This is a genomic window from Burkholderia pyrrocinia (genome assembly GCF_001028665.1).
Lineage (GTDB): Bacteria > Pseudomonadota > Gammaproteobacteria > Burkholderiales > Burkholderiaceae > Burkholderia > Burkholderia pyrrocinia.
In genome coordinates, this window is the sequence record NZ_CP011504.1 from 2,621,070 (window position 1) to 2,646,764 (window position 25,695).

The following is a 25,695-nucleotide window of genomic DNA, read 5'->3' on the forward strand; positions in this document are numbered from 1 at the left end:
CGCGCCGGGCTCCGATCGCAAGACAGGCCCGTGGCCCGTCTGAACGAACCGATACCCGGCAGCCTGCCGGCCGCCGTCCCGTTGCGGGAAACGGCGTCGCGCAGATCGCCGCGGCCGCGGTCAATCACCTTGTCTGGAGGAATTGGTTTGGCAAAAGAAGAACTGCTGGAACTGGACGGAATCGTCGACGAAGTGCTGCCGGACAGCAAATACCGTGTCACGCTGGAAAACGGCGTGGTGGTGGGCGCGTACGCGTCGGGCCGCATGCGCAAGAACCACATCCGCATTCTCGCGGGTGACCGCGTGACGCTGGAACTGTCGATGTACGACCTGACCAAGGGGCGCATCAACTTCCGGCACAAGGACGCGAATTCGCCGCGTCCAGCGCGCACCGGCGGGCCGCGCCGCTGAGCAGCAACGATCGGGCGCGTCACACCGCACCGATCGATTCCCGTCCGGCCAGGCGGCCGGACGAACCGGATGGACGGCACGCGTCGTGCCGTTCGTCGGTCGCCGGCGGCGTCGTCACGCCGCGGTGGCCAACACCCTCTTTTCCGGTCGCGTTGCGTGTTCCACGCTCAAGCGGCCGCGTCCCGCAGGAAATCCTCGACGATCATCGCGAAGTACGGCGGACATTCCTGCATCGGGTAATGCCCGCAATTCGGAATCGTCACGAGCCGCGCGTTCGGGTGCCAGGCCAGGAACGTCGCCTGCATCGCCGCTTCGTCGAGCCCCGGATCCTTGTCGCCGACTATCACCAGAAAGCGCGTGTCCAGCCCGCGTATGTCGTCGACGAAATCCGTTCCCGTCAGCATGTCGAGATAGGCGAGCCGGCAACCCGGCGCCACGCGCTCGCGGTTCTGCTGCAGTTTCACGTCGGCCCAGCGCGCCGACAGCCCACCCGTCACGAATCGCACGAGCCGGCGAAACGCGTCGTCGTTTTCGGCCGTGCTCGCGAAGAATGCGCGCGCGTCGTCGCTCAGGCGATTGCCGGCCGCCGACACCGGGCACACGGCGATCGCGCTCTTGATGCGCGATGGCGCGTCGGCGGCGATCCGTTGCGCCGCCATGCCGGTCATCGAATGGCCGATGATGTGAAAACGCTGCCAGCCGAGCCGGTCCGCGAGCGCGAGGCAATCGGCCGCGATCTCGTCGACGGTGCAGGCGCCGTTCAATTGGATGGAGGTTCCGTAGCCGCGCAGGTCGACGAAGGCGTACGTGAAGGCCGTTTCGTCGAGATACGGCAATAGCGCTGCGTAGTTGGTCCGGTCGCCGAGCCAGTCGTGCATGACCATCACGCATTCGGGCCCCGTGCCGTGTTGCAGGTAGCCGAGGCCGTCGTGGTCGGCGTTCGGGCGGGAGGTGAGGGTATCGACAGGGTTCATTTCAAGTGGTTTCCTTTTGGTGGGTGAACCAAAACGAAACGCCCTCCCGGCGGACCGGGAGGGCGTCTTGAAAGTGCATCGATCGTATCGGGCCGACCGGCGAAAGTCAACGTTCGGCGCGCCATCCCGCCGGACACCTCGATGCGAGGCGCATTGACCCGGCGGTTGTCGTCCGACAGCCGCGACGCGATCGTCGGCCCGATGTTCGTTACGCGGAACATCGCGCCGGCCGATGGTTGAACGCACGCGCGGCAGCGCGGTTCGCATATGGCTTTACGTGCGGGCCGGCGCGGTCGTACACTCGTCGGCAATTCGCGGCTCGCGGGCATTGCTTTCAATTGCCTTCAATCGCTTTCAGCGCGCCGCCGATCGTGCCCGCCGGACATTCGTCGCGCGACGCCAGGAGGCGCCATGAGTGCAGACGCAGCCCCCGCCGCCCCGCCGGTTCAGCAGCGCATCCAGCACGTGTTCGTGCTGATGCTCGAGAACCGTTCTTTCGATCACCTGTTCGCGCTGTCGGGCGTCGCCGACATCGTTGCCGCGTCGCCGGGCGACAGCAATGCATACGGCGGCGCGGTCTATCCGTTTGGCGGCGGCGCGCCCGACCGGATGCCGACCGACCCGTGCCACGAATTTACCGACGTGCTCGAACAGCTCTGCGGGGCGGGCGTGCCGTTCGCGAAAGGGCAGGCCTATCCGCCCGTTAACAATTCGGGATTCGTGTCGAACTACGCGACGTCGCATTCCGAAGGCACGCCGCCGCAGCCGGCCGACGCGGCCAGGATCATGCAGGGCGCCGACGTGCGGACGCACGCGCCGTCGCTGTACGCGCTCGCGAATGCGTTCGTGCTGTGCGACGCGTGGCATGCGTCGATGCCGGGGCCGACCTGGCCGAACCGCTTCTTCCTGCACGGCGCGTCGTCGGCCGGGCTCGACCATTCGCCGACCAAGGCGGAAATGGCCGGGTGGGATGCATTCGACGGCTTCCCTTATCCGAAGGGTTCGATCTTCGGCGCGCTCGGCGACGGCAACTGGCGCATCTACCAGGACCAGTCGGGCGATCCGCTCGGCCACGTGCCGCAGGTCGCGTCGCTGAAGGGCATCAGCTTCTTCGACGTCGACGATCTCGCGCACTTCGAAGCCGATCTCGCGGCCGGCTACACGGCACGCTACACGTTCATCGAGCCCGGCTACGGCGACATCGTGCACGGCACCTACCAGAACGGCAGCTCGCAACACCCGATGGACGGGCTGGCCGGCGGCGACCAGCTCGCCGCGCGCGTGTACAACGCGATCCGCAATTCGCCGGTATGGAACAGCAGCCTGTTCGTGATCGTCTACGACGAGCACGGCGGCTTCTACGATTCGGTCAGGCCAGGCGCCGCGCCGCCGCCGAACGACGGCGCGGCCGCGACGCTGAACGCGAGCGGCTTCGGGTTCGACGTGTACGGCGTGCGCGTGCCGGCGATCGTGATTTCGCCGTGGGTCGCGGCCGGGCAGGTCGACCACACGCCGTACGATCATGCGTCGGTCGCCGCGACGCTCGAGCGGCTGTTCGGCCTCGCGCCGCTGACCGACCGCGACCGCCTCGCCAACGACCTGCTGGCGCTCGTGACGGCTACCTGCCGCACCGACTGTCCGCAAAGGATTGGATCATGAGCACGACCCCGGTCCCGGACCCGCGCGATGCACTGCCCGTGCGCGACGGCACGAGCCTGATCGCCTATCTGCACATCCTGAGGAAAGCGCATGCGGCGCTGGTCGGTCACGACAGCGCCCATCTGCGCTTCAGCGAGATCGTCACGCGCGGGCAGGCGCGGCAATACATCGACGAATTGATGCCGGCGCTGCTGCAGGCGCGTGCGGAGCATCGGCGGCGCCGGCACGGCGGGAAGCATCGCTGACGGGCGGGGCGGCGAGCGGTTGGCGCAGTGTAGGGCGGTGCCTGCCGCGCATGAGAGCGGCGGCTGCGACGCGTCACGCGGCCCGCCGCACCGGATGAGCGCGAAGCCGTAGGCCTCGACTGTGGCATCCCGATTTCGTCACGAATTCGGGATGCCAGGCTCACCGACTTGCCGCGCATTTTTAGCTCGAGCCGGGGCGTCGATCAACTGCACTGCATCTTGCGGACTACGTATTGAACGGCAGCCCGGGTGTGGCCGGTTGCAACGGACCCGGAACCACCAGCGAACTGCAGTTGCTCACCACCGGCTTGCCCGCCAGAACCTTCCTGATGAAGGGCAGCGAGTCCACGAGCGAACCGTTTACCGCGCCGTTGTGCGTCAGGCCCGGGTAGTAGTGCCACTCGATGTCGGCCCCGAGGCTGCACGCGGTAGAGATAAAGTTGTACGCGGCAGGCGTCCCCGTTACCGAGTCGGCAAGCCCGGTTCCCGTGAACAACGGTACCTTCAGGGAGAAGCCCGCGATAGGTGTCGGTAAGCGGCCCAGCACCGGTCCAACCAGACTCACGGGCGGCCTTGCCCTCAGGTAATTGGCTTCCGTGATGCCTTCCGCGTGCTCCATCGTTTCGAGCGCGTCGACGCAATTCTTTGTCGTAGCGGCGAAGAGCGGCTTGGCGCTGTCGGACAGATAGGGCGTGATGTCGAAGGCCGGATTCTCCGCGGGCGCGGTGCCGAGCCAAATCAACATGTCGAGCAGCGCATCCCCCGAGACCGGCAGAAGCGCGTTGCCGACGACGGGCGCAGGAATCTGCGGTGCCGGATTGGCGCCCGAAAACCCGAAGGCGACACCCGTCGCGACACCGCCCACGATGTGCACGTCAGGGGCATAGGTCGGCGCATATTGCAACGTGGCGATCGTGGCGCCCGAACCTTGCGACTGGCCGACCAATACAACCTTGTTTGCGAGCACGCCCGGAAACATCGCCAGCGCCGCACGCAGATTGTCGAGCGTGCTGTACGCTTCGGCGCGCGTCAGCACGTAAGGGTGGGGGCCGGGCGTGCCGAGGCCCTGATAGTCGGTTGCGACAACCGCGTAGCCTTGCGCCAGCAACGTACCGAGGTAAGCCTTGTCGCGATCCGACCGCTGCGCGTACGACTGGGCGCACACATCGGCCACGCCGACGGTGCCGTGCGTCCACGCGATGACGGGCCAACCGTTTGCCGGCGGGGACCCCTTCGGAAAATAGACAGCACCGGAAACGGCAACGGGCGTCGTTCCGTCGACGCCGTCAGTCGACGTGTAGAGCATGCGAACATTCTGCGACGGGTCCGAGTTGTCGAGCGCAAGACTGGCATCCAGCGGTTGCTGACGCAACAATTGGCCCGGCGTACCGGGCACTCGACTGCTCCACACGTAGAACGACGGGACGCCGCCGTCGCCAACCGCTGCGTTGGACACGGGAACAGGGCCGCTTGGCGGTTGGGGGGCGCTGTCCGCGCTCCCGCCGCAGCCCGACGCCAGAAGCATCACGGCGCTACCGATCAAAACCAGCCAGATCGAGTCTCCAAACCATCTGATTTTTTTCATATGTATCCACTTGAGTGGTCCATGAAATTACCTGGATGTCGGTCTCGGACGGAGAATGGCTACACTGACGTGCCGTTCTCGTCCGGACCCGCCTCCCCGAAGGAAGTCGAGGAATAGTGGTGCGGAAAATAAACTCGCAAAAGACGCTTTTTTGGTACATGCGATAACCTGGGATTGTCGTCAATGAAATACCCGCAGGTACTGGCATTCGTTCGCGCAGCAACGTTGGGCAGCATTCGTGCGGCAGCGCGTTCCATGGACATATCGCAGGCTGCGGTAACGAAGACGATCAAGACGCTCGAAGAGGATCTCGGTGTCGCGCTGTTCTCACGTGGTGTACGCGGGGCTACGCTGACTGCCGCCGGCGCATCGCTGTTACCGCGGGCGATGCTTATCGTCAGCCAGATGGAGCTCCTGCCCGGCGACATTCGTTCTGATGAGCGCGCCCGCGTCTCAATGGGCGTTTTGCCTGTAGCAACGGCCCTGTTGCTTCCCCATGCATTGCCTGCTTTTGTCGCGTCCCGGCCGCACGCGCCGCTGCGCATCGCCGACGGTTTTCTGTCCAGTGTTCTACCCGGCCTGCGAGACGGATCGCTCGATTTCGGCCTATGTGCGATCGAATCCGACAGGCTCACGAACTTCTTCAGGTTCGAACCATGGTTTCGATCACGCGCGGTGGTGGTCGCCCGACGAGACCACCCGTTGGCAGGGCGGCCATGCGGTATCGGCGATCTGGTGCGTTATGGATGGATTTACGCCGGATCGCGCGCGAGCGTGCTTGACTTGTTCTTCAATCATCCACGCTCCGGTGCGGCCGACGAGCCGTTGATCATCGAGGCGCAGAACGTCACCGCAGGTATCGTCGCCGTGACAAGCACTGACGCAATCTCGATCGCGCCCGGTGAGTTGGCCGCTCAGATCGTCGCCAATCCTGACATCGTGCTGCTTGACGTGACCGATTCGCTGCCGGAGACGATTATCGGCTTGCTCACGCGGGCGGACGGTAGTTTGTCGGCAAACGCGCAGATGCTGGTCGAGTTGTTGCGAGCAGCAGCGCAACGCATCCCGGGGCTTGAGCATTGCTAATACAAGAAAACGGGGCTTGCGCCCCGTTCACACCGCTTCCGGACTGGTGCCGGCCGCATTCGGTTACGCCGCAATCTCCCGCGCCCGCACCATCGTCAGCGCCGCGTCCTCGATCATGTCTTCCTGCCCGCCGACGAGCCGCTGCCGGCCCAGTTCGACGAGGATGTCGCGCGCGGGAATGCCGTACTTCGCCTCCGCGCGCTTCGCGAACAGCAGGAACGACGAGTAGACGCCCGCATAACCGAGCGTCAGCGCATCGCGGTCGAGGCGGATCGGCGCGTCCATGATCGGCACGACGAGATCCTCGGCGACGTCCGAAATCGCGAACACGTCGACGCCCGTCTCGATTCCCATCCGGTCGCACACCGCGACGAACACTTCCATCGGCGTGTTGCCCGCACCGGCGCCGAGGCCGGCTGCGGCCGCGTCGATCCGGTTCGCGCCGGCGGCGACCGCCGCGACCGAGTTCGCGACGCCCATCGCGAGATTGTGGTGGCCGTGGAAGCCGAGTTCCGTCTCCGGCTTCAGCGCGTCGCGCACCTGGGCGATCCGCGCGGTCACGTCGTCGGGCAGCATGTAGCCGGCCGAATCGGTGATGTAGATGCAGTTCGCGCCGTACGACTCCATCAGCTTCGCCTGCACGACGAGCTGCTCCGGCGACGACATGTGCGCCATCATCAGGAAGCCGACGGTATCGAGCCCGAGCGTGCGCGCGAGGCCGATGTGCTGTTCCGACACGTCGGCCTCGGTGCAATGCGTCGCGACGCGGATCGTGCCGACGCCGAGCTCGTGCGCCATGCGCAGGTGCTCGACGGTGCCGATGCCGGGCAGCAGCAGCGCCGACACCTTCGCCTGCTTCAGCTCCGGAATCACGGCGCTCAGGTACGCCTCGTCGGTATGCGCGGGGAAACCGTAGTTGACCGACGCGCCGCCGAGCCCGTCGCCGTGCGTGACCTCGATCAGCGGCACGCCGGCCGCATCGAGCCCGCGCGCGATGTTGCGCATCTGGTCGAGCGTGATCTGGTGGCGCTTCGGGTGCATCCCGTCGCGCAGCGACATGTCGTGGACGGTGATCTTCTTGCCTGCAAGTGACATCGCGTGGCTCCTCAACTCAAGCGGTGGCGGCCGTCGCGGCCAGCATCTGTTCGGCGAAACGCTCGGCCGTGGCGGCCGCGGCGGCGGTCATGATGTCGAGGTTGCCCGCGTACTTCGGCAGGTAGTCGCCGAGCCCTTCGACTTCCATGAACACCGATACGCGATTGCCGTCGAACACGGGGCCGTTCTTCAGCGTGTAGCCGGGCACGTAGCGCTGCACTTCCTTGACCATCGCGTGCACGGACGCGGTGATCGCGTCGACGTCGGGCGGCCCGTCGGTCAGGCAGTGGATCGTGTCGCGCATGATCAGCGGCGGCTCGGCCGGGTTGATCACGATGATCGCCTTGCCCTTGCGTGCACCGCCGACCTGTTCGATCGCGCCGGACGTCGTGCGCGTGAATTCGTCGATGTTCTTGCGCGTGCCGGGGCCGACCGAACGCGACGACACCGTCGCGACGATCTCGCCGTACGCGACCGGCTGCACGCGCGACACCGCGTACACCATCGGGATCGTCGCCTGGCCGCCGCAGGTCACCATGTTCACGTTCATCTGCGCGCTGTCGAGATGCGCGTCGAGGTTCACCGGCGGCACGCAGTACGGCCCGATCGCGGCGGGCGTCAGGTCGATCATCTTCACGCCGAGCGCGGTGAGCTTGTCGGAGTTGTCGCGGTGCACGTAGGCCGACGTCGCGTCGAACGCGATGCGGATGTCGTCGGCGGTCACGTGCGGCAGCAGCCCGTCGACACCCTTGTCGGTGGTCTTCAGGCCGAATTCGCGGGCGCGCGCGAGGCCATCCGACGCCGGGTCGACGCCGACCATCCACACGGGTTCGAGCACCGTCGAGCGGCGCAGCTTGTACAGCAGGTCGGTGCCGATGTTGCCGGGACCGATCAGTGCGCATTTGATTTTCTTCATCGGGGTTCCTTTAGATAAAGCGGACGTCGCAACTGCCGATGCCGGAGATATGCATCGACAGTGCGTCGCCGGCCGTGACCGGAATCAGTTTCGCGAGCGAGCCGGACAACACGATCTCGCCGGCAAGCAGCGGCACGTCGTATGCGGCGAGCGTGTTCGCGAGCCACGCGACCGCGTCGGCGGGATGGCCGAGCGCAGCATCGCCACGCCCTTGCGCGACGGGTTCGCCGTTCTTCTCGATCGTCATCTCGCATGCGGTGAGATCGAGCGTGCGCGGGTCGACGCGCGCGTCGCCGAGCACGTACACGCCGCACGACGCGTTGTCGGCGACGGTGTCCTCGATGCGGATCGCCCAGTCGCGGATGCGCGAATCGACGATCTCGAAGCAGGGCGCGACGGCGGCCGTCGCGGCGATCACGTCGGTGCGGTCGATGCCGGGGCCGCGCAGGTCGTGCGACAGGATGAACGCGATCTCGCCCTCGGCGCGCGGCGCGATCAGCGAGTCGGCGGCAATCGCCTCACCGGCCGCGTAGTGCATGCCGGACAGCAGGATGCCGAAATCGGGCTGGCGCACGTTCAGCATGTCCTGCACGGCCTGGCTCGTCACGCCGATCTTTTTGCCGACGACCGCTTCGCCCTGTTCGACGCGGCGTTCGATGAAGCGCTGCTGGATGCGGTAGGCGTCATGGAGCGACAGCCGGCGCGGGCGGCTCGACAGCGGCGCGACCGGCGCGCGCGCGTGCCACGCGGCGTACAGCTCGTCGCCGAGCGTCGTATGCAGGCGGGAAGACATGAATGGGCCCTCGAATGGAAAAGGCCGCCGTCGCGGGCGGCGTCGTGCGCCGGAGCGGGGCTCCGGCGCGTGGGGCGCGGGCGTGCCGCGTCGATCAGTTCCCCGAACTGCGGATCGCGTCCGGCGAGAAGTACGCCTCGTTGAACTGCGGGCTGTTGTCGAGCTTCGGCATCGGGCCTTCGTTCGTCAGGCGGTCGGCCATGTACGCACCCGAGATCAGGTCGTGGAAGAACACCGCGCTCGGGTAGAACACCTTCGCGTCATACGCGTACAGCGACGTCGCGACGTTGGTGCGCCAGAGCTGGCCGCGCGCGTCGTAGTTGTCCGCGAGCAGCGATTGCCACGAATCCTCGTCGATGTACAGCACGCGCTTCGCATACTGGTGGCGATAGCCGCTCTTCAGCGTCGCCTGCAGCACCCACACGCGATGCAGCTCGTAGCGGATATACGCCGGGTTCTCGTGGCCCTTGGTCAGCAGGTCGCCGTACTTCACCGCGCTGTCCATCACCTTGTAGTTGTCGTAGGGCACGTAGATCTCGCGCTTGCCGACGATCTTCCAGTCGTAGCGGTCGCCGGGGCCGTTGTACAGGCGGTCGTCGTCGACGGTGCGGAAGCCGCCCGGGCCCTGCGGCTGGTCGTAGCCGTATTCGGGCGCCTGGCGCACGCGCCGCGTGCCGGGGTTGTACATCCACGTGCGCGACGAGTTGTCGGCGCCAGCCTTGTCCCAGTTCGTGAAGCCGACGATCAGCGAGCCGCGGTCGGACAGCGGCAGCTCCGTCGCGTTGCGGTAGTACGTGCGATTGTTCAGGTCGCTTTTCACGTCGTACTTGCCGACGTTGCGCGGCGAGTAGATGTCGTAGCGCACCTTGCCCCACGCGATGTTGCCGTCGGAGTACACGACCGCCTGGTCGTAGGTGGCCTGCTCGGTGCCGATCGACGACGAGAAGCGCTGGTTCCACAGCAGTTCCGCGGCGGTCTTCGGGATCGGGTAGGGCACCGTCGGCGGCGCGTTCGTGAGGCCGTTCGCGTCGGTCGTCATCGTCGAATCGGGCGCGTACGCGCGGATGTCCTTGTAGACGGCATCCGGGTAGCGGAAGTCGCGGTGGCTCGGGTAGACGATGATCTTGAAGCTGGCCGGATAGCGCTTGAACATCGCCTTCTGACCGTCGGTCAGGTGCTCCGCGTACTGCGCCATGTTCTCCGCGGTGATCGTCGCGACCGGCTTCTCGCTCGCGAACGGATCGGGGTAGCGGCTGCCGCGCTTGTATTGCACGTCCGCTGGCGTGCCGAGCCACTTGCCCGACCACTCGGGCACGCTGCTGTCCTTGCTCGCGGCGCGGACCGCGCCCATCGGGGTCAACTGGCCGTCGAGCGCCTTCAGGTCGTCCGGCGTGACCTTCGGGAACGACGCCGTCGCGACGAGCGCGCAAGCGGCCATCACCGACGCGCGCATGAGGGGGAGACGAATTCGCTTCATGACTAATCCTCTTCTTGCTGAGTGACGAGCGGCCGGGCCGCTCAGAAGTGGTAGGTCGCCGTGGCCAGCACGTAGTCGCGATCGGCGAGCGGCCGCGTGGCAGGGTTCGGCGAACCGAGGAACTTCGCGTAGACGAGCGACAGCTGCAGGTTGCTCAGGCGCGTAAAGGTCACGCCGGCGGTCACGCGATGGTCGCCCTGGCCCGTCAGCGAGCCGAGCGCGCCGGCGAGCGGCGACGTGCCCGTCAGGTCGTGCGTGTAGGTCAGCGGCACGTCGAGATCCCAGCCGTTGAACACGTTCTTGTAGCTGAGCGTCCACGCGATCTCCATCGCGAGCGCGTTGCGCGAATTCGCGAGCGTGGTCGACCCGTCGAGTTCCGAGATGCTGCCCGCGTGCACGTACGTGAGTTCGCCGACCAGCGACTGCGAGTTCGCGAGGAAGCTCGGCCCGATCGAGTAGATGCCGGACAGGTTGGTCTGCAGCACGTTCGCGCGCGTCGACTGCGGGCCCGTCGCGGTGTTGACGAGCACGGCCGCACCCTGGCGGTACGACACTTCGCCCGCGACGTTCACGGGGCCGACCTGCGTCGAGAAGCTCGCGCCGGTCAGCTTGATGTTGCTGAAATACTTCTGTTGGTACTGGAGCGTCGGGAAGAACGTCGTGACGACGCTCGGGTTCATGTCGTTGTAGTGCAGGTGGTACAGGCCTAGCTCGGTGTCGCCGAGCACGCGGAAGCGCGCGCCGATCCCCCACTGGTTGCGTGCGCTCGGCTTGTCGTCGGGGCCGCGCGGAATCTGCATCCCGCCCGGGCCGATGATGTACTGCGCGCCGGGGCCAACCACGTCCGAATAGCTCCAGTAGGTGCCCGGCGCGGTGAGGCGGTTCTCCTTGAACGCGAACTGGTAATACGCGAGCAGGCTGAAGTTCGGCGTGATCTGCCACTGCGTCGAGATCTGCGGCACGGGCAGCAGGATGTCCTTCACCTCGGCGCCGGCCATATACGACTTGGTCGCGTCGGCGGGGCCCTGCGCACCCGCGATGTTCGGGAAGAACAGGCTTTCGCCCCACGCGACGACCTGGTCGCCGACCTTCACGTTCAGGCTCGTCGAGCCGAGGTGGAACGTGTTGTACGCATACGCGGCGAGCAGCGTCGTGTGGCCGCCCGACCAGTAGCGCGCATCGCTCGTGAAGTTGTTGTACTGGCCCGAGTGGTTCACGGTGCCCGGCGCGTCGTTGTAGTTCGGGTGGTGGTACGCCTGGTCGTAGAACGTGTTCGCGCGGACGAACACACCCCAGTCGTCGTGCTTCAGGTTCACTTCGCCGAGCAGGCTGACCTGGTTCTCGATCAGCTTGTTCTTCGCGAAGTTGCGGTCGCCGTCGTCGCCGTTGATGTTCGCCGGCGTCAGCAGATTGCCGCTCGGTGCACGCGTGCGCATGCCGAGGCCGTAACTGAGCGTGAACGTGTAGTCCAGCGTCGTGTCGGCGCCAAGCTCGATCGTGCTGCCGGCGTGCGCGTTGGGAACGGCGCACGTCAGCAGCGCGGCGGCCAGCGTCGACAGCGTGGCGGTTGCCCGCTTGTCGGTACGGCGCGAAATCCGTTGATGCATGGTGTCTCCTCTTGGGGGTATCGACGACGGTCGACTATGTGTTGTCGTGAGAGGCAGAGTAGGGAGATCGCGGTAGCAGGGAATCGTCGAAATGAACTAGATGACTTCCCTAGGACTGGAAACGATTAGCCCCGCACCGCTTGCATTGCGGGCATCAACGCGCGGCCGCCTGCGCGGCGGTCAGGAACGCGGGCCGCTCGCCGCCGCCGTCGAGCCGCAGGTTCGTTCCCGACGTGTACGACGCGTCGGGCGACGCGAGGAACAGGCATGCGGATGCGACGTCGTCGGGCGTCGCGAGCCGCCCGGCGGGAATCGTCGCGCGGATCGCGTCGAGCGCCGTGTCGTCGCCGTAGTGGCCTTCGGTGGCCGATTCCGTCTGCACGAGGCTCGGGCTGATCGCGCACACGCGCACGCGCGGCGCCCACTCGACCGCGAGCGACGTGACCGCGTTGACGAGGCCCGCTTTCGCGGCGCCGTACGCGGCTGTGCCCGGCGACGGCCGCGACGCGCTGACGCTTGCGATGAACAGCATCACGCCGCCTTCGGGCTGCGGCTGCATGATCGCGTTCACGCGCTGCGCGAGTTGCAGCGGCGCGATCAGGTTCAGTCGCACGATCGATTCGGTGAAGCGCGGCGACGCGTCGGCCGCGAGCGCGAACGGCGAGCCGCCCGCGTTGTTGACGAGCACGTCGAGGCCGCCGGCTGCATCGCGGATCGTCGCGAGCATCGCGTCGACCTGCTCGATGTCGCGCAGGTCGGCCGCGACGAACGCCGCCGTGCGGCCGCCGGCCGAAGGCGGCGTATCGGGCGCGCTGCGTCCGCAGACGAACACGCGCGCCCCCGCCGCGAGAAACCGTTCGGCGATGCGCCCCCCGATGCCCTTGGTGCCGCCCGTCACGAGCACCGTCTTGCCGCTGTAGTCGAATCCGTTCATCGTCAGCCTCCGTTTCGGTGGGCCGATGATAGGAAGAAGCGCGCGCGGCTTCGTAGTCTGAAAGGATGATGCCGGCCGGCGCCGGCGGCGCAATCATCGTGGCCAGGCATCCATCGAACGACGAAGGAGACAACCCGCGATGACGATCCCCACGACGCCGCCGGCCGGCATCTTCACCGACGTACCGGGCGGCTTGCGCCTGCACCACTACGAGGCGGGCGAGGGCCGGCCGGTGGTGTTCATCCACGGCAGCGGGCCGGGCGCCAGCGGCTTCAGCAACTTCAAGCACAACGTCCCGGCGTTCGCGGCGGCGGGCTATCGCGCGATCGTCGTCGACCTGCCCGGCTACGGGCAATCGTCGAAACCGTCCGACGTCGCCTATACGCTCGATTTCTTCGTCGGCGCGCTGCATGCGCAGCTCGACGCGCTCGGCATCGGGCCGGCCGTGCTGCTCGGCAACTCGCTCGGCGGCGCGATCGCGCTGAAATACGCGCTCGACTATCCGGACGAAGTCGACGGGCTGATCATGATGGCGCCGGGCGGCGTCGAGGATCGCGACACCTATTTCCGGATGGAAGGGATCCAGCGCATGGTGAAGCTGTTCACCAATCGCCAGATGAATGACGACACGATGCGCGAGCTGCTGACGCTGCTCGTGCACGACCCGGCGATCGTCACCGACGCGCTCGTTGCCGAGCGGATGAAGGTGTGCGTCGAACAGCCGACCGAAGTGCTGTCGACGATGAGCGTGCCGAACCTGACCGACGCGCTCGGTGACCTGCGCAGTCCGGTGCTCGGTTTCTGGGGCACGGACGACCGCTTCAATCCGGTCGGCGGTGCGCTGAAGTTCCTCGAACGCTGCCGCGACGCGCGCTTCGTGCTGATGAACCGGTGCGGCCACTGGGTGATGGTGGAACACGCCGCTTACTTCAATCGGGAATGCCTCGATTTTCTTGCGACGCGGAATACGCGATAACGCCGGATGCCCTTGAAGGCCGCCCCGGCATGGGCCGCCCATCCGAATCCACGGAGACACCATGAAACTCATCGAAGAACTGTTCGACCTGCGCGGCAAGGTGGCCGCGATCACCGGCGGCGCGCGCGGTATCGGCGCGGAAACGGCGCGCACGCTGGCCGCGGCCGGCGCGAGCGTCGCGATCCTCGACGTGCTGTCGCAGCCGGCGGAAGCGCTGGTCGAGGAAATCCGCGCGCAGGGCGGCGAGGCCGCGTTCTGGTCGCTCGACGTGACGCAGGAGGCCAACGTGTCGCGCGTGTTCGGCGAGATCGTCGCGCGCTTCGGGCGCCTCGACGTGCTCGTGAACAACGCGGGTATCGAAGGGCACAACGTGCCGACGCACGAACTCACGCTCGCGCAATGGCAGCGCGTGCAGGACGTGAACGTCAACGGCGTGTTCCTGTGCACGCGCGCGGCGATTCCGCATATCGACGCGGCCGGCGGCGGGTCGATCGTGAACCTGTCGTCGATGTACGGGATCGTCGGCGGCCCCGACGTGCCCGCGTATCACGCGTCGAAGGCCGCGGTGCGGATGATGGCGAAGGTCGACGCGATGCTGTATGCGGCGAAGAACATCCGCGCGAACTCGGTCCACCCCGGCTATATCCGCACGCCGATGCTCGAGGATGCGTTCCGACAGATGGGGCAGGACCCCGACAACGTGTTCGGTTATCTGCAGACGCACGTGCCGATGGCGAAGATCGGCAGCCCGCGCGACATCGCGGCCGGCATCCTGTATCTCGTGTCGCCGGCCGGCCGTTACGTGACCGGCGCGGAACTCGTGATCGACGGCGGGTACACCGCGCGCTGACGCGACACGGTACGCGCAACGGAACAGGAGGCAGGCAATTGAAAGTGCTCGTGGCAGTGAAACGCGTGGTCGACGCGAACGTGAAGGTCGGCGTGAAATCCGACCGGACCGGCGTCGACATCGCGAACGTGAAGATGTCGATGAACCCGTTCGACGAGATCGCGGTGGAAGAGGCCGTGCGGTTGAAGGAGGCCGGTGTCGCGACCGAGGTGGTCGCCGTGTCGGTCGGCGTCGCGCAGGCGCAGGAGACGTTGCGCACGGCGCTCGCGATCGGCGCGGATCGCGCGATCCTCGTCGAATCGAATGAAGGCGTCGAGCCGCTCGGTGTCGCGAAGGTGCTGAAGGTGCTGGTCGATCGGGAGCAGCCTTCGCTCGTGATCCTCGGCAAGCAGGCGATCGATGACGATTCGAACCAGACCGGGCAGATGCTGGCCGCGCTCGCGGGTCTGCCGCAGGCGACGTTCGCGTCGAAGGTGGCGATCGCCGACGGCCGCGCGACGGTTGCGCGCGAAGTCGACGGCGGCGCGGAAACGCTGTCGCTTCAACTGCCGGCCGTGGTGACCGCGGACCTGCGTTTGAACGAACCGCGCTACGTGACGCTGCCGAACATCATGAAGGCGAAGAAGAAACCGCTGGAAGTCGTGAAGCCGGAAGACCTTGGCGTGGATGTGACGCCGCGCGTGAAGGTGCTAAAGGTGAACGAGCCGCCGAAGCGCGCGGCCGGCGTGAAGGTGCCGGACGTGCAGACGCTGGTCGGGAAGCTGAAGACCGAAGCCAAGGTGCTGTAACAGGGAAGGGAACGCAACGAAATGACGATTCTGGTAATCGCGGAACACGACAATGCTTCGATCAAGGCCGCTACGTTGAATGCGGTGGCGGCGGCTCAGGCGCTTGGTGCAGCGGGCGGCGGCGATATTCACGTGTTGGTTGCGGGACACAACGCACAGGCAGCGGCGGACGCAGCAGCGAAGATCGCCGGTGTTTCGAAGGTGCTGCTGGCCGACGCGCCGCAGCTCGAAGCGGGTCTGGCGGAGAACGTCGAAGCGACTGTGATGAACGTCGCGAAGACTTACTCGCACATCCTCGCGCCGGCGACGGCCTACGGCAAGAACGTCGCACCGCGTATCGCCGCGAAGCTGGACGTCGCGCAGATCTCGGACATCACGGCGGTCGATTCGGCCGATACGTTCGAACGCCCGATCTACGCAGGCAACGCGATCGCGACGGTGCAGTCGACCGATCCGGTCAAGGTGATCACGGTGCGTGCGACGGGTTTCGATCCGGTTGCGGCCGTTGGCGGCAGCGCAGCGGTCGAGAAGAACGAAGCGGCGGCCGACGCAGGCAAGTCGCAGTTCGTGAGCCGTGAAGTGACGAAGCTGGACCGTCCGGAGCTCACCGGCGCGAACATCGTCGTGTCGGGCGGGCGCGGCCTCGGCAGCGGCGAAAACTACACGAAGGTGCTGGAGCCGCTGGCCGACAAGTTGCACGCCGCACTCGGCGCGTCGCGTGCGGCAGTCGACGCGGGCTACGTGCCGAACGACTACCAGGTCGGCCAGACCGGCAAGATCGTCGCGCCGCAGCTGTACATCGCGGTGGGCATCTCGGGTGCGATCCAGCATCTGGCCGGCATGAAGGATTCGAAGGTGATCGTCGCGATCAACAAGGATCCGGAAGCGCCGATCTTCAGCGTGGCCGATTATGGCCTCGTCGGCGATCTGTTCACGCTCGTGCCGGAAGCGGTCGCGGCGCTCTGACGATGCCGCTGTTCGAATTCAACGGGATGCGGCCGCGCGTCGATCCGTTCGCGTATGTCGACCCGAGCGCGGTCGTGATCGGCGACGTGACGATCGGCGCGCGCTGCTACATCGGCCCGCATGCGAGCGTGCGCGGCGACTTCGGCGCGATCGTCGTCGCCGACGGCAGCAACGTGCAGGACGGCTGCGTGCTGCATGTCGGGATCGGCGAGACGTGCCGGCTCGGCGTCAACAGCCACGTCGGCCATGGTGCGATCGTGCATGGCGCGACACTCGAACCGGACACGATGATCGGGATGAATGCGGTCGTGATGGACGGCGCAACGATCGGCGCGACGACGATCGTCGCCGCGTGCGCGTTCGTGAAGGCCGGGTACGACGTGCCGCGCGGCGTGCTGCTCGCGGGCGTGCCGGGGCGCGTCGTGCGGCGGCTGAGCGACGCGGAGATCGACGCGAAGGCGAATGGCACGCGGATCTATCAGCAGTTGGCGGCGGATTGTTTGAGGACGATCCGGCGGATCGACGGGTGAGCGGGGCGGTATCGAACGATTGCGTCACACATCGCCGTTGGCTTAAGATCGGCAGCAGTTCATCCCACGCCTTCAGCGCCAATGAAAACGAGCATAAGCCTGCGGGTCGCCGTCATTACCTCCGCCTTTGCGGTGTTCAACGCTTACATGCACATCCAGCAGTTCATCAGCGGCTGCATATGGGTCAGGGGCCATCACCGCTGCAGTTTCGAAAACAGCACGAATTTCGAAGGCTGGATGGATCTCGACCTGCTGATCACGTGTTGCTGGGTTGCCGCCGCCGTAGTGAGCTGGGTGACCGTCGCACAGGCGGGGAGGAAACCGGGGTAACTGTGCGACCCCCGTGTTCGATGAAACGAACGCGACATAAAGCTCGATCGAATCAGCTCTGTCAATCCGTGACAACGCGTATTCGCCGATCGATGGCGAAGCCGTTTCCGATCCATTCGAACCGGAAATGAACTCGCGAGGTGCTGTCGGCGGGAGAGATCATGGCGATCCTTGGCGACAGAAGCCGGTGAGCGCGGCACGTGCGACGCGTTCGGACCGGTCGTCAATCGTTGTGTTTTTTCCTTCCCTGCCGGGATAATTGACCGGCGTCGCGCGCGATGCGCGAGGGGAGGCTCCCATGCAATTTCCGACGGGATCGGTGGTCGCGCTCAGTTCGGCAGCCGCGACGATGTTTTCGATGGGCATGCTGTTTCTCGGCTACTGGGGATGGCACGAGCCGCTGCCCTGGCGGTTCGGCGACTACATCGTGATCCTGCCCGCACTGTCGGGCTTCGCGTGCCTCGCCAGCGTGCCGTTTCTCGCGACATCGCCGATGAAAACACCCGACGACGAGACGCGGATGTTCGTCGCGCGGCGCGTGTTTCTGTGCGGCGCGAGTGCGGTGTGGTGTGCGATCGTCGCGTCGCTGTTCGCGTGAGATCCGGATGTGGCGACGGTGGCCGGAATCGCCTGCGTCGAGCGGTTCGAAACGTCATGCGTGGGGCCGGAACGCACGGGTTTTACGCGTCGAACCGGGCCGCAGTTCCGGCTTTGATTTCCCCGATGCCGTGCACTAGATTCGAAGAATTCATGTGTCACAGCGCGCGAGGTGGAGCCATGACTCCGTGGGAAATTCAGGGTACCGAAATGATCAGTTGCAATTGCTCATACGGTTGTCCTTGCCAGTTCAATGCGTTGCCGACCAACGGCAATTGCGAAGCGATGGGCGCGATATCGATCGACGGCGGCCACTACGGCGACGTGGTGCTCGACGGTGTCAGGATCGCGGTCGTGTTTCAGTGGCCGGGGCCGGTCCACGAAGGCAAGGGCAAGTGCCAGCCGATCGTCGACGAGCGTGCCAGTCCGGCACAGCGCGAAGCGGTGCTGAAGATCATGACCGGTCAGGATACCGATCCGTTTGCGACGATGTTCTCGGTATATGCGTCGACGCTCGATCACGCGTTCGAGCCGATCTTCACGAGGATCGACTTCGACGTCGATGTCGATGCGCGGCGCGGCCGGATTCATGTCGAAGGCGTGTTCGACGTCGCGGGCGAACCGATCCTCAACCCGGTGTCGGGCGCCGAGCATCGCGTGCGGATCGACCTGCCGCAGGGTTTCGAATACGAGCTGGCCGAGATCGGTTCGGGTTCGGGGCGCTCGCAAGGCAATATCGCGTTGAATCTCGACGGAACCTACGCGCAGTTCGCGCGGCTGCACCTGAACAACCACGGGCTGATCCGGCATCGCGCCGCCGCATGACTCCGTTCGACACCTGGCTCGGGCGCGAGCGCGTCGTTACGCTGCTCGGCATGGCCGCGCTCGTCGGCGTGTGCTGGTTCTACCTGTGGACGGGCGCGGGAACCGGCATGTCGGCGCTGGACATGACGACGGTCGCGCTCTTCCCGCATCGGCTGACGGGCGACATGGGCAGCATGGATCCGTCGCTGCCGACCGTGATCGTGATGTGGTGGGTGATGATGATCGCGATGATGACGCCCAGCGCGGCGCCGCTCGTGATGCTGTACCGGCGCGTGCTGCGGCATCACGGCGCGGACGGTTCGGGGGCCGCGTTCACGTCCGTGTCGCTGCTGGCCGGTTATCTGACCGCATGGCTCGCGTTCTCGATCGGCGCGGCGTTGCTTCAGTTGCTGCTGCAGCCGGCCGGGCTGATCTCCGCGATGATGCTGTGGTCGAAGAGCGCCGTTCTTTCCGCGGTCGTTCTCGCGCTGGCCGGGCTCTATCAATTCTCGCCGCTGAAACGCGCGTGTCTTCGGCAATGCCGCGCGCCGGCCGGCTTTCTTGTCGCGCACTGGCGTCGGGGCGTCATCGGCAGTTTCCTGCTCGGCGCACGCCACGGCATGTATTGCGTGGGCTGCTGCTGGTTGCTGATGGCGCTGCTGTTCGTCGGCGGCGTGATGAATGTCGTCTGGATTGCCGCGCTGTCGCTGTTCGTGTTCGCGGAAAAAGTCCTGCCCGGCGGCGATCTTGTCGGGCGCGTGCTGGGCGTCGTGCTGATTGCCTGGGCCGGTGTGACGTTGCTTGTTTGAACGGCCATCCGGGTTCGCCAGTCATCCGCGATGCGCGATTTCCACGCGCAACGGAAACGTCTTCGGGCAACGGGAGACTTTCGATGAGGCAGCGGCATGCGCGAGCTGCCTCGACTGGAGCAAGCGACGTGCGGTCACGGCCGGCCTTTCACCATTCATGCTACGTAACGCCGGGCCGATGTTACGTCAGCGTCGCGGGGACGCAAGGGCGGATCGAACGGCAGAGCCGGGCCCGCATGCGATGCGTCGTGCCGGAAAGTGCCGTCGGCAAAGCCGCTGCGGCTCGGTTGCTGAATTGTTAACGAAGCCGATGAAGGTGGCACGGTAGATGCTTGCTGGAAGGTTCGCGCTGAATAGCTGACGGGGACTTCCATGCAAAATCATTTCATCAAGGCGAACGTTGCGCTCGCCGCCATTGCTGCGGCGTGTGCGCTGGCAGCGTGCGGCGGCAGCGACGTTACGGCGCCGAAGCTGGCCGGTGCCAACATCGGGACGAGTACGAGTGGCACGAGCGGGACCAGTGGTACCAGTGGGAGCAGCGGTACTAGCGGGACCAGTGGCACGAGCGGAACCAGCGGCACGAGCGGGAGCAGTGGTACTAGCGGAACCAGCGGAACCAGTGGCACGAGCGGGAGCAGTGGTACTAGCGGAACCAGCGGCACGAGCGGAACCAGCGGCACGAGCGGAACCAGCGGCACGAGCGGAACCAGCGGCACGAGCGGAACCAGCGGCACGAGCGGAACCAGTGGCACGAGCGGAACCAGCGGCACAAGCGGCACCAGTGGCACAAGCGGGACGAGTGGCACGAGCGGCACCAGCAGCGGCACCAGCGGCGGCACCAGCGGAATCGGCGGCACAAGCGGAACCAGCGGCACCCCCGGCACGAACGGCATCATCAGTTCCGTCGGCTCGGTCGTCACGGACGTGGGCGTCACGATAAGCGGCGCGAGCCTGCCAGGTGGCGTCAGCAAGGGCGTGACCGCCGGGCCGGCCGACACGGTCACCGGCGTCGGCACGATCGTCCGCGATACGTCGAACGCGCTGAGCAACGGCATCGGCCAGATCGGTTTCACGCCGAACCCGGTCGGCACGACGGTCGCCGGCCTCGGCACCGTCGTCGGCTCGACCAGCAACCCGGTCGCCGGTCTCGGCGAAACGGTGAAGGCGCTCGGCTCCGGCCCGCTGTCGCCGCTGGCGCCGATCACGACGCCGGTCGGTGTCCTGCTCGACACGGTGGCCGGCGGTCTGAAGTCGGGCGGCACGATGCTCGGCTCGGCCCTGTCGTCGGGCCCGGTCCAGCAGGCGACGCAGGCGCTCAGCACGGCGATCACGCCGCTCGTGACGACGGCCGGCCAGCTCACGCAACAGGTCGGCACGGCAACCGGCCTCGGCCAGCCGGTCGCCGGCCTGCTCGGGCAAATCGGCGGGGCAATCACGTCGGCCGGATGGAAGGTGACATCCACGTCGCCGCAGCCGGTCGTTAGCGGTGTCGGCGACCTCGTCCGTGCAGTCGGCAATACGGTGACCAACGTGGGCGGTCTCGTGAACCCGAGCGGCGCGAACGGCGCGGTGCCGATCGCCGGCCTGGTGACGAGCGTGGTCGGCGGCATGCCGGCGGCCGTGCACAGCGGCTCCGCGACCGGCACGGGCGGCGGCACGCCGTTGGGCAGTCTCGCCAATCCGCTCGCGCCGGTGACATCGCTGGTGGGCGGCCTGCTCGGCGGCGCGGTCGGCAAATAACCGAGCGGCGCCGAACGTCACAGAGGCAACCGGCCGAATGGCCTTGGTCGGCCGGCCGGCATCGGCCGCCCAAAGTTCGGGACGGGATCTGTCGGACGGTCATGAAAACCCGGCCAGCTACTTGCGGCCGCCATCGAACTTCGACGGCGGCCGCGCCAGCCCGCGCGCCGACAGCGGCGTCGACATCACGATCGACGTGCGCGTTTCGCCGTACAGGTTGATGCGTTCGATCAACTGTTCGAGGTGGGTCATGCTGGTGGCGACGAACCGCATGACATACGAGTCGGCTCCCGTCACGTGATGGCATTCGACGACTTCGGGAATCGTCTCCAGCAGCTTGAGGAATTTCGCTTTCGCCGGTTGCGGCACCGTGATGCCGATCAGCGCGCTCACCGGATAGCCGGCCGCGGCCGGATTGATCCGGGCCGTGTAGCCCTCGACGACGCCGGCAGTTTCAAGACGCTTCACGCGTTCGGTCACCGCCGGCACCGACAGGTGCACCTGGCGGGCCAGCTCCGTATAGCTGATGCGGCCGTTGGCCTGCAACAGCGCCAGTACCTTCCAGTCCAGATCGTCCATCGCGGCGGAATTTTTTAAGGCGGAGTGGCCATTTTTCCTTAAAAACCGCATTCAGCGGTGACCGGACTTTCCCTACGATGCCTGTTCAACCCGTTGCATGTCGCAAGGAGCAGGCGATGCTGTTCATCAAGTCCGTCGTGATGGGGCTGTCGATCGCGGTGCCGGTCGGCCCGATCGGCATGCTGTGCATTCAGCGCAGCCTGAGCCGCGGCTTTCAGGCCGGGTTCGCGACGGGTGTCGGCGCCGCGTGCGCCGATGCGATCTACGGCCTGCTCGGCGCGCTGGGCATCGCGGGCATCGTCACCGCATTCCCGATGCTGACCGTCGGCCTGAAGATCGGCGGCGGCGCATTCCTCGTGTGGCTTGCGTGGACCATCGCGCGCCAGGCGCCGGCCGCGTCGGCGCTGCAACGCGACCTGCCGCGCACGACCGTCCTGCGCGATTTCCTGACGACGTTCGGCCTCACGCTGTCGAACCCGATGACGATCCTGTCGTTCGTCGGGATTTTCGCGGCGCTCGGCCCGCTGTCGGGCACGCGTGAAGGCGCGATGTGGCCGGCCGTGGCGCTGATGGTCGCCGGCGTGTTCATCGGTTCCGCGACCTGGTGGCTGTGCCTGAGCAGCGCGACCGCCGCGCTGCGCACGAAGATGTCGTTCGCGTTCATGCACGGGCTGTCGCGCGTGTCGGCCGTCGTCATCGCGGCATTCGGCGCGATCCAGTTGGTCGCGGGCATGCGCGGCCTTGTCTAGTCCTGAAGCGGGGCATCGCCTTTCGACCGGATGTCGTCGAGAACCTTCTGCAGGTGCGCCAGCAGTTCGAGCATCACGGCTTTCCGAAAGTACTGGTTCATTCGCGTGCTGACGACGATATCGGTCGGCAGCGCTTCGATCGCATGTCGAACCGACTGCAGATCGTCGGCGAGCCGCACCAGCGCGTCGCGATGCCACGTGCCCACCGCAACCGCGATCTCGTCCGGCCAGAAACCGAACGCGTCGATGCCGCAGCATGCGGCGACACAATCCGTCTCCAGCGCGTCGATCAACGGCATGACCGCGGCCAGATACGGATCGATCGCGACCGCATGCCCCTGGCCATTCGCCAGATCACCGAATTCGATCCAGCGATCCTGGCCGATGCTGATGTCGTCCTTGTGCGGTTTTCGGTTCATCGGTCGATCCTCGCCGGGCTCAATTCAACGCCCGCAAATGCGCGCGCACGAAGCGTGCGATCTCCTGGCTCAGTTCCCTATCCTCCGGCGCGCCCATGAACCCGCCATGCGGCATCCCTTCGAACACGTGAAGCTCGGTCGGCACCTGCGCGCGGCGTAATGCGCGATGCAGGCGCACGGCGTTCGACAGGAACAGGTCGCGCGTGCCGCTCTGGATGAACGTCGGCGGAAAGCCGGCGGAAAAATCGCCGAACAGTGGCGACAGATACGGATGCGCGAGATCGGCGCCGTTCGCATAGAGCAGGTTGTTCGACATCAGCGATGCGGGCAGCACGACATCGACGAGCCGGTTGGTCTCGAAGCTGTCGCCGGATTCCGTCAGGTCGGCTTCCGGCGACAGCAGCACGAGCGCAGCCGGCAGCGGCCAGCCTTCGTCGCGGGCGCGCAGCACCATCGCGGCGGCGAGATTGCCGCCGGCCGAGCGGCCGCCGATGACGATGTTTTCCGGCGCAAAGCGTTCGAGCACATACGCATACGCCGCGATGCAATCGTCGAGCGCGGCCGGATACGGATGCTCGGGCGGCAGGCGGTAGTCGACGCCGTAGCATCGAATGCCGAGCCGGTCGGCCTGCATCTGCGCGCCGGCGCGGCACGCGTCGCCGCCGCCGAAGATCAGCGCGCCGCCATGCAGGTCGATATACGCACATTCGCCGGAAGCCGGGGCTTCGGGCGTCGCGACGTGCACGTCCGCATCGCCTGCGCGGATCGTCTCGACGCTCGACCGCAGATACCCGCCGAGCTTCGCGACGGCGGCTGCGTAATGCGCATCGGTGGCCGTCTTGACGCGCATCCACGCGTCGATATCGTCCGGCGCCGGCATCACGTGCAGCGCGTTCAGCGGCACGCCGTCGTCGCCGACGAGCCGCTGCAACGCGGTGCGCGCTTCGTCGCTGATCGAGGTCGGGAAGGGAACGACACGGCGCGGCAGCAAGACGCCGTCGGGTTTGTCTTTCATCTATCGATTTCCATTCGGCGTGTCATGCGGCCGAAGGCCAGTTGCACAGCATCACGTCCAGCGCGTCGAGACTGCGCGCCCACGAAGCGTCGGAGTCCGGCGCGCCGTGCGAGAAACCGCCCGCGCTTTCGAGTGTCACGTAGCCCATGAAGAAGCCGCCGAGCAGGCGGATCGCGTGCGCCTGTTCGGCTTCCGGGATGTCGTAGCTGCGCAGCATCGCCGAGGTCATCCTGACGAGCTGCCCACCCGCGCTTTCGGCGGCGCGCTCGGTGCTCACCGGATGGCGCGCAGCCGCAAAGCGGCCGGGATGCGCGCGTGCATAGTCGCGATAGACGTTCGCAAGCGCGGCCAATGCGTCCTTGCCGGAGCGGCCGGCCAGCGCGTCGGTCGCGCGATCGGCCAGTTCCTTCAGCGCGAACAGCGCGATCCGGCTCTTGAGATCGTCGAAACTCGGGATGTGGGAGTAAAGGCTGGCCAGCTTGACGTCGAAGTGCCGCGCGAGCGCCGCGCCGGTGAGTTGCTCGAAGCCGGTTTCATCGGCGAGCTGCGCGCCGGCTTCGACGAGCCTGTCTACGGTAATGCCGGCACGCGCCATGACGGATGCTATGGGTGTTAGTCAAAAAACTAATTCTATTAGTTTTTGTGGCGATGTCAATTTCCCGCGTGTTGCGTTCGGGTGCTCCGCATCGCGTCACGCGTCGACGCCGGCCGTTCGCCTGAACCGGCTCGGCGCCAAGCCGGTCCAGCGCACGAACGCGCGCCGGAACGCCTCCTCGCCGCCGAACCCGAGATGCGCGGCTACCCGCGCGACCGGCCAGTCCGTCTCGTGCAGGCATCGTCGCGCGGCGTCGGCCAGGCATTGCTCGCGCAGCACGTGGTAGCCGCTGCCTTCGGTCGCCAGCCGCCGCCGTAACGTCGCCTCGCTGACACCGAGCCACGCGGCCAGTTCCGCGAGCGCCGGCAGCGCCTGTTCGTGCGCGAGCGCCGCATCGAGAAAGCCGCGCACCTGCTGCGCCCACGATACGACGGCCGGCGTCGAATCGATCAGACGAAACGGGAAATCGACGAGGAATGCATCGACTTCGCCCGGCTGCCGGATCACGCGGCAATCGAGCAGCGTCGCGTCGAACGCGAAGCCGTAGGTTTTCCGGCCGACGTGGACCGGCGCATTGAACAGCCCGAGCAGCGGCACCGCGTCGTCGCGGCGCGGATGGCCGAGCCACACTTCGGCTGGCCGCAACGGCTGCCCGATCAGCCAGCCGAACAGCTGCAGATAGCAGAACAGCCCGGTCAAGTCGACGAGGCACGTGGCCGGGCTGCCCGTGCGGCGCAGCGAGTCCATCCGGAACATTGCACGCCCGTCGCGCACCGCAAGCGACAGCGCGCCGGCGCGCGGCGTCAGCATCTCGCAGAATTCGCGCGCGCAGCGGATCGCGTCGGCGAGTGTCGCGCAGCTCAGCAGGCAGCGGCACATCAGGTCGACTTCCTGCTTGCGCATCGGCGGATGGCCGTCGCCGCGCGCGACCTGCGCCTCGAGCCGCTCGATCGCGTCGCGGTACAGCGCGACGAAGTCGCTCGCCGTGGCCGCGTCTTTCGGCGGCTGCGCGTCGCGTTCGGTCGGCGGTGCGCCGCTGCGCTTGAGTTCGCCCAGCAGGCGCGCGCCGAAGCCCGGCAGGACGCGGCCGCTGGCCGGCATGGCGCGCTGTTTCATATGTCTCCCGTTCTGATCGTTGCGACAGGGGCCGGTGAGCGGGCCGGTAG

The 25,695-nt window shown here is 66.6% G+C and carries 28 protein-coding genes; 15 read left to right on the forward strand and 13 right to left on the reverse strand.

The window, feature by feature from the left end:
* The first annotated feature begins 147 nt into the window (after positions 1-147).
* A complete protein-coding gene (gene infA, locus ABD05_RS27775; protein WP_047903163.1) occupies positions 148-411 on the forward strand; it encodes a translation initiation factor IF-1 in 264 nt (87 codons plus the stop codon).
* Between the two features lie 167 nt (positions 412-578).
* Here the strand turns inward: infA and ABD05_RS27780 are convergent, their stop codons facing one another.
* Entirely contained in the window at positions 579-1,652 is a 1,074-nt protein-coding gene (locus tag ABD05_RS27780; protein WP_420796364.1) for an alpha/beta fold hydrolase, read from the reverse strand.
* A gap of 144 nt (positions 1,653-1,796) precedes the next feature.
* Between ABD05_RS27780 and ABD05_RS27785 the strand changes: the two genes are divergently transcribed.
* Both ABD05_RS27785 and ABD05_RS27790 read left to right on the forward strand, forming a co-directional pair.
* Entirely contained in the window at positions 1,797-3,044 is a 1,248-nt protein-coding gene (locus ABD05_RS27785; protein ID WP_053059982.1) for an alkaline phosphatase family protein, read from the forward strand.
* Positions 3,041-3,289, forward strand: a complete 249-nt coding sequence (locus tag ABD05_RS27790; RefSeq protein ID WP_047903849.1) for a hypothetical protein — start codon at positions 3,041-3,043, stop codon at positions 3,287-3,289. The genes ABD05_RS27785 and ABD05_RS27790 overlap by 4 nt, the downstream gene beginning before the upstream one ends.
* A 226-nt stretch (positions 3,290-3,515) precedes the next feature.
* Here the strand turns inward: ABD05_RS27790 and ABD05_RS27795 are convergent, their stop codons facing one another.
* The gene (locus ABD05_RS27795; RefSeq protein ID WP_047903165.1) at positions 3,516-4,874 is read right to left on the reverse strand and encodes an alpha/beta fold hydrolase; all 1,359 of its coding nucleotides are present in this window, start codon (positions 4,872-4,874) and stop codon (positions 3,516-3,518) included.
* 183 nt (positions 4,875-5,057) lie between these two features.
* On the opposite strand from ABD05_RS27795, the gene ABD05_RS27800 reads away from it, so the two are divergent.
* Positions 5,058-5,960 (forward strand): LysR family transcriptional regulator, encoded by a 903-nt coding sequence (locus ABD05_RS27800; protein ID WP_082146242.1) that lies wholly within the window; start codon positions 5,058-5,060, stop codon positions 5,958-5,960.
* 63 nt (positions 5,961-6,023) lie between these two features.
* Here the strand turns inward: ABD05_RS27800 and dmpG are convergent, their stop codons facing one another.
* From dmpG to ABD05_RS27830, 6 genes are all read right to left on the reverse strand, one after another.
* Positions 6,024-7,055, reverse strand: a complete 1,032-nt coding sequence (dmpG, locus tag ABD05_RS27805) for a 4-hydroxy-2-oxovalerate aldolase (RefSeq protein ID WP_047903167.1) — start codon at positions 7,053-7,055, stop codon at positions 6,024-6,026.
* Between the two features lie 16 nt (positions 7,056-7,071).
* Entirely contained in the window at positions 7,072-7,971 is a 900-nt protein-coding gene (locus ABD05_RS27810) for an acetaldehyde dehydrogenase (acetylating) (protein WP_047903168.1), read from the reverse strand.
* 10 nt (positions 7,972-7,981) lie between these two features.
* On the reverse strand, positions 7,982-8,764 hold the full coding sequence (gene dmpE / locus ABD05_RS27815; protein WP_047903169.1) for a 2-oxopent-4-enoate hydratase: 783 nt from the start codon (positions 8,762-8,764) through the stop codon (positions 7,982-7,984).
* Between the two features lie 94 nt (positions 8,765-8,858).
* Positions 8,859-10,241: a DUF1329 domain-containing protein gene (locus ABD05_RS27820; RefSeq protein ID WP_047903170.1), complete on the reverse strand. Its 1,383-nt coding sequence runs from the start codon at positions 10,239-10,241 to the stop codon at positions 8,859-8,861.
* A 41-nt stretch (positions 10,242-10,282) separates the two neighbouring features.
* On the reverse strand, positions 10,283-11,848 hold the full coding sequence (locus tag ABD05_RS27825; RefSeq protein ID WP_047903171.1) for a DUF1302 domain-containing protein: 1,566 nt from the start codon (positions 11,846-11,848) through the stop codon (positions 10,283-10,285).
* Positions 11,849-12,002: 154 nt separating this feature from the next.
* Positions 12,003-12,782: an SDR family oxidoreductase gene (locus ABD05_RS27830; RefSeq protein WP_047903172.1), complete on the reverse strand. Its 780-nt coding sequence runs from the start codon at positions 12,780-12,782 to the stop codon at positions 12,003-12,005.
* A gap of 139 nt (positions 12,783-12,921) precedes the next feature.
* Between ABD05_RS27830 and ABD05_RS27835 the strand changes: the two genes are divergently transcribed.
* The 10 genes from ABD05_RS27835 to ABD05_RS36835 all read left to right on the forward strand — a co-directional run bounded on the left by ABD05_RS27835 (position 12,922) and on the right by ABD05_RS36835 (position 21,172).
* On the forward strand, positions 12,922-13,758 hold the full coding sequence (locus ABD05_RS27835; RefSeq protein ID WP_047903173.1) for an alpha/beta fold hydrolase: 837 nt from the start codon (positions 12,922-12,924) through the stop codon (positions 13,756-13,758).
* Between the two features lie 61 nt (positions 13,759-13,819).
* Positions 13,820-14,608: an SDR family NAD(P)-dependent oxidoreductase gene (locus ABD05_RS27840; RefSeq protein ID WP_047903174.1), complete on the forward strand. Its 789-nt coding sequence runs from the start codon at positions 13,820-13,822 to the stop codon at positions 14,606-14,608.
* A 38-nt stretch (positions 14,609-14,646) separates the two neighbouring features.
* A complete protein-coding gene (locus ABD05_RS27845) occupies positions 14,647-15,396 on the forward strand; it encodes an electron transfer flavoprotein subunit beta/FixA family protein (RefSeq protein WP_047903175.1) in 750 nt (249 codons plus the stop codon).
* Between the two features lie 21 nt (positions 15,397-15,417).
* Positions 15,418-16,362, forward strand: coding sequence for an electron transfer flavoprotein subunit alpha/FixB family protein (locus ABD05_RS27850; protein ID WP_047903176.1), 945 nt, complete (start codon positions 15,418-15,420; stop codon positions 16,360-16,362).
* Positions 16,363-16,364: 2 nt separating this feature from the next.
* Positions 16,365-16,892, forward strand: coding sequence for an acyltransferase (locus ABD05_RS27855; RefSeq protein WP_047903177.1), 528 nt, complete (start codon positions 16,365-16,367; stop codon positions 16,890-16,892).
* A gap of 81 nt (positions 16,893-16,973) precedes the next feature.
* Positions 16,974-17,222: a hypothetical protein gene (locus ABD05_RS39060; RefSeq protein WP_047903178.1), complete on the forward strand. Its 249-nt coding sequence runs from the start codon at positions 16,974-16,976 to the stop codon at positions 17,220-17,222.
* A 298-nt stretch (positions 17,223-17,520) separates the two neighbouring features.
* Complete coding sequence (locus ABD05_RS27865) at positions 17,521-17,820, forward strand: hypothetical protein (RefSeq protein ID WP_047903179.1); 300 nt, start codon at positions 17,521-17,523, stop codon at positions 17,818-17,820.
* A 179-nt stretch (positions 17,821-17,999) separates the two neighbouring features.
* Positions 18,000-18,644, forward strand: coding sequence for a DUF1326 domain-containing protein (locus ABD05_RS27870; RefSeq protein WP_047903180.1), 645 nt, complete (start codon positions 18,000-18,002; stop codon positions 18,642-18,644).
* On the forward strand, positions 18,641-19,432 hold the full coding sequence (locus tag ABD05_RS27875) for a DUF2182 domain-containing protein (protein ID WP_047903181.1): 792 nt from the start codon (positions 18,641-18,643) through the stop codon (positions 19,430-19,432). Before ABD05_RS27870 ends, ABD05_RS27875 begins: the two co-directional genes overlap by 4 nt.
* Positions 19,433-19,804: 372 nt before the next feature.
* The gene (locus tag ABD05_RS36835) at positions 19,805-21,172 is read left to right on the forward strand and encodes a collagen-like triple helix repeat-containing protein (protein ID WP_082146243.1); all 1,368 of its coding nucleotides are present in this window, start codon (positions 19,805-19,807) and stop codon (positions 21,170-21,172) included.
* A 117-nt stretch (positions 21,173-21,289) separates the two neighbouring features.
* Here the strand turns inward: ABD05_RS36835 and ABD05_RS27890 are convergent, their stop codons facing one another.
* On the reverse strand, positions 21,290-21,751 hold the full coding sequence (locus ABD05_RS27890; protein ID WP_047903182.1) for an Lrp/AsnC family transcriptional regulator: 462 nt from the start codon (positions 21,749-21,751) through the stop codon (positions 21,290-21,292).
* A 116-nt stretch (positions 21,752-21,867) separates the two neighbouring features.
* On the opposite strand from ABD05_RS27890, the gene ABD05_RS27895 reads away from it, so the two are divergent.
* Positions 21,868-22,500 (forward strand): LysE family translocator, encoded by a 633-nt coding sequence (locus tag ABD05_RS27895; RefSeq protein ID WP_047903183.1) that lies wholly within the window; start codon positions 21,868-21,870, stop codon positions 22,498-22,500.
* Here the strand turns inward: ABD05_RS27895 and ABD05_RS27900 are convergent.
* The 4 genes from ABD05_RS27900 to ABD05_RS27915 all read right to left on the reverse strand — a co-directional run bounded on the left by ABD05_RS27900 (position 22,497) and on the right by ABD05_RS27915 (position 25,645).
* Positions 22,497-22,919, reverse strand: a complete 423-nt coding sequence (locus tag ABD05_RS27900) for a DUF6331 family protein (protein WP_047903184.1) — start codon at positions 22,917-22,919, stop codon at positions 22,497-22,499. The two genes, ABD05_RS27895 and ABD05_RS27900, sit on opposite strands and share 4 nt — an antisense overlap.
* Positions 22,920-22,938: 19 nt before the next feature.
* Positions 22,939-23,934: an alpha/beta hydrolase gene (locus tag ABD05_RS27905; RefSeq protein ID WP_047903185.1), complete on the reverse strand. Its 996-nt coding sequence runs from the start codon at positions 23,932-23,934 to the stop codon at positions 22,939-22,941.
* Between the two features lie 22 nt (positions 23,935-23,956).
* Complete coding sequence (locus ABD05_RS27910; protein WP_047903186.1) at positions 23,957-24,529, reverse strand: TetR/AcrR family transcriptional regulator; 573 nt, start codon at positions 24,527-24,529, stop codon at positions 23,957-23,959.
* A 96-nt stretch (positions 24,530-24,625) separates the two neighbouring features.
* Positions 24,626-25,645: an AraC family transcriptional regulator gene (locus ABD05_RS27915; RefSeq protein ID WP_047903187.1), complete on the reverse strand. Its 1,020-nt coding sequence runs from the start codon at positions 25,643-25,645 to the stop codon at positions 24,626-24,628.
* Positions 25,646-25,695 lie beyond the last annotated feature (50 nt).

What these genes read in the sequence shown, in the direction of transcription:
- ABD05_RS27780 (WP_420796364.1), bottom strand. Translation starts at nt 1,652, where the DNA reads ATGCGAACCGCGCTGCCGCGCGTGCGTTCAACCATCGGCCGGCGCGAT.
- ABD05_RS27785 (WP_053059982.1), top strand. Translation starts at nt 1,797, where the DNA reads ATGAGTGCAGACGCAGCCCCCGCCGCCCCGCCGGTTCAGCAGCGCATC.
- ABD05_RS27790 (WP_047903849.1), top strand. Translation starts at nt 3,041, where the DNA reads ATGAGCACGACCCCGGTCCCGGACCCGCGCGATGCACTGCCCGTGCGC.
- ABD05_RS27795 (WP_047903165.1), bottom strand. Translation starts at nt 4,874, where the DNA reads ATGAAAAAAATCAGATGGTTTGGAGACTCGATCTGGCTGGTTTTGATC.
- ABD05_RS27800 (WP_082146242.1), top strand. Translation starts at nt 5,058, where the DNA reads ATGAAATACCCGCAGGTACTGGCATTCGTTCGCGCAGCAACGTTGGGC.
- dmpG (WP_047903167.1), bottom strand. Translation starts at nt 7,055, where the DNA reads ATGTCACTTGCAGGCAAGAAGATCACCGTCCACGACATGTCGCTGCGC.
- ABD05_RS27810 (WP_047903168.1), bottom strand. Translation starts at nt 7,971, where the DNA reads ATGAAGAAAATCAAATGCGCACTGATCGGTCCCGGCAACATCGGCACC.
- dmpE (WP_047903169.1), bottom strand. Translation starts at nt 8,764, where the DNA reads ATGTCTTCCCGCCTGCATACGACGCTCGGCGACGAGCTGTACGCCGCG.
- ABD05_RS27820 (WP_047903170.1), bottom strand. Translation starts at nt 10,241, where the DNA reads ATGAAGCGAATTCGTCTCCCCCTCATGCGCGCGTCGGTGATGGCCGCT.
- ABD05_RS27825 (WP_047903171.1), bottom strand. Translation starts at nt 11,848, where the DNA reads ATGCATCAACGGATTTCGCGCCGTACCGACAAGCGGGCAACCGCCACG.
- ABD05_RS27830 (WP_047903172.1), bottom strand. Translation starts at nt 12,782, where the DNA reads ATGAACGGATTCGACTACAGCGGCAAGACGGTGCTCGTGACGGGCGGC.
- ABD05_RS27835 (WP_047903173.1), top strand. Translation starts at nt 12,922, where the DNA reads ATGACGATCCCCACGACGCCGCCGGCCGGCATCTTCACCGACGTACCG.
- ABD05_RS27840 (WP_047903174.1), top strand. Translation starts at nt 13,820, where the DNA reads ATGAAACTCATCGAAGAACTGTTCGACCTGCGCGGCAAGGTGGCCGCG.
- ABD05_RS27850 (WP_047903176.1), top strand. Translation starts at nt 15,418, where the DNA reads ATGACGATTCTGGTAATCGCGGAACACGACAATGCTTCGATCAAGGCC.
- ABD05_RS27855 (WP_047903177.1), top strand. Translation starts at nt 16,365, where the DNA reads ATGCCGCTGTTCGAATTCAACGGGATGCGGCCGCGCGTCGATCCGTTC.
- ABD05_RS39060 (WP_047903178.1), top strand. Translation starts at nt 16,974, where the DNA reads ATGAAAACGAGCATAAGCCTGCGGGTCGCCGTCATTACCTCCGCCTTT.
- ABD05_RS27865 (WP_047903179.1), top strand. Translation starts at nt 17,521, where the DNA reads ATGCAATTTCCGACGGGATCGGTGGTCGCGCTCAGTTCGGCAGCCGCG.
- ABD05_RS27870 (WP_047903180.1), top strand. Translation starts at nt 18,000, where the DNA reads ATGACTCCGTGGGAAATTCAGGGTACCGAAATGATCAGTTGCAATTGC.
- ABD05_RS27875 (WP_047903181.1), top strand. Translation starts at nt 18,641, where the DNA reads ATGACTCCGTTCGACACCTGGCTCGGGCGCGAGCGCGTCGTTACGCTG.
- ABD05_RS36835 (WP_082146243.1), top strand. Translation starts at nt 19,805, where the DNA reads ATGCAAAATCATTTCATCAAGGCGAACGTTGCGCTCGCCGCCATTGCT.
- ABD05_RS27890 (WP_047903182.1), bottom strand. Translation starts at nt 21,751, where the DNA reads ATGGACGATCTGGACTGGAAGGTACTGGCGCTGTTGCAGGCCAACGGC.
- ABD05_RS27895 (WP_047903183.1), top strand. Translation starts at nt 21,868, where the DNA reads ATGCTGTTCATCAAGTCCGTCGTGATGGGGCTGTCGATCGCGGTGCCG.
- ABD05_RS27900 (WP_047903184.1), bottom strand. Translation starts at nt 22,919, where the DNA reads ATGAACCGAAAACCGCACAAGGACGACATCAGCATCGGCCAGGATCGC.
- ABD05_RS27905 (WP_047903185.1), bottom strand. Translation starts at nt 23,934, where the DNA reads ATGAAAGACAAACCCGACGGCGTCTTGCTGCCGCGCCGTGTCGTTCCC.
- ABD05_RS27910 (WP_047903186.1), bottom strand. Translation starts at nt 24,529, where the DNA reads ATGGCGCGTGCCGGCATTACCGTAGACAGGCTCGTCGAAGCCGGCGCG.
- ABD05_RS27915 (WP_047903187.1), bottom strand. Translation starts at nt 25,645, where the DNA reads ATGAAACAGCGCGCCATGCCGGCCAGCGGCCGCGTCCTGCCGGGCTTC.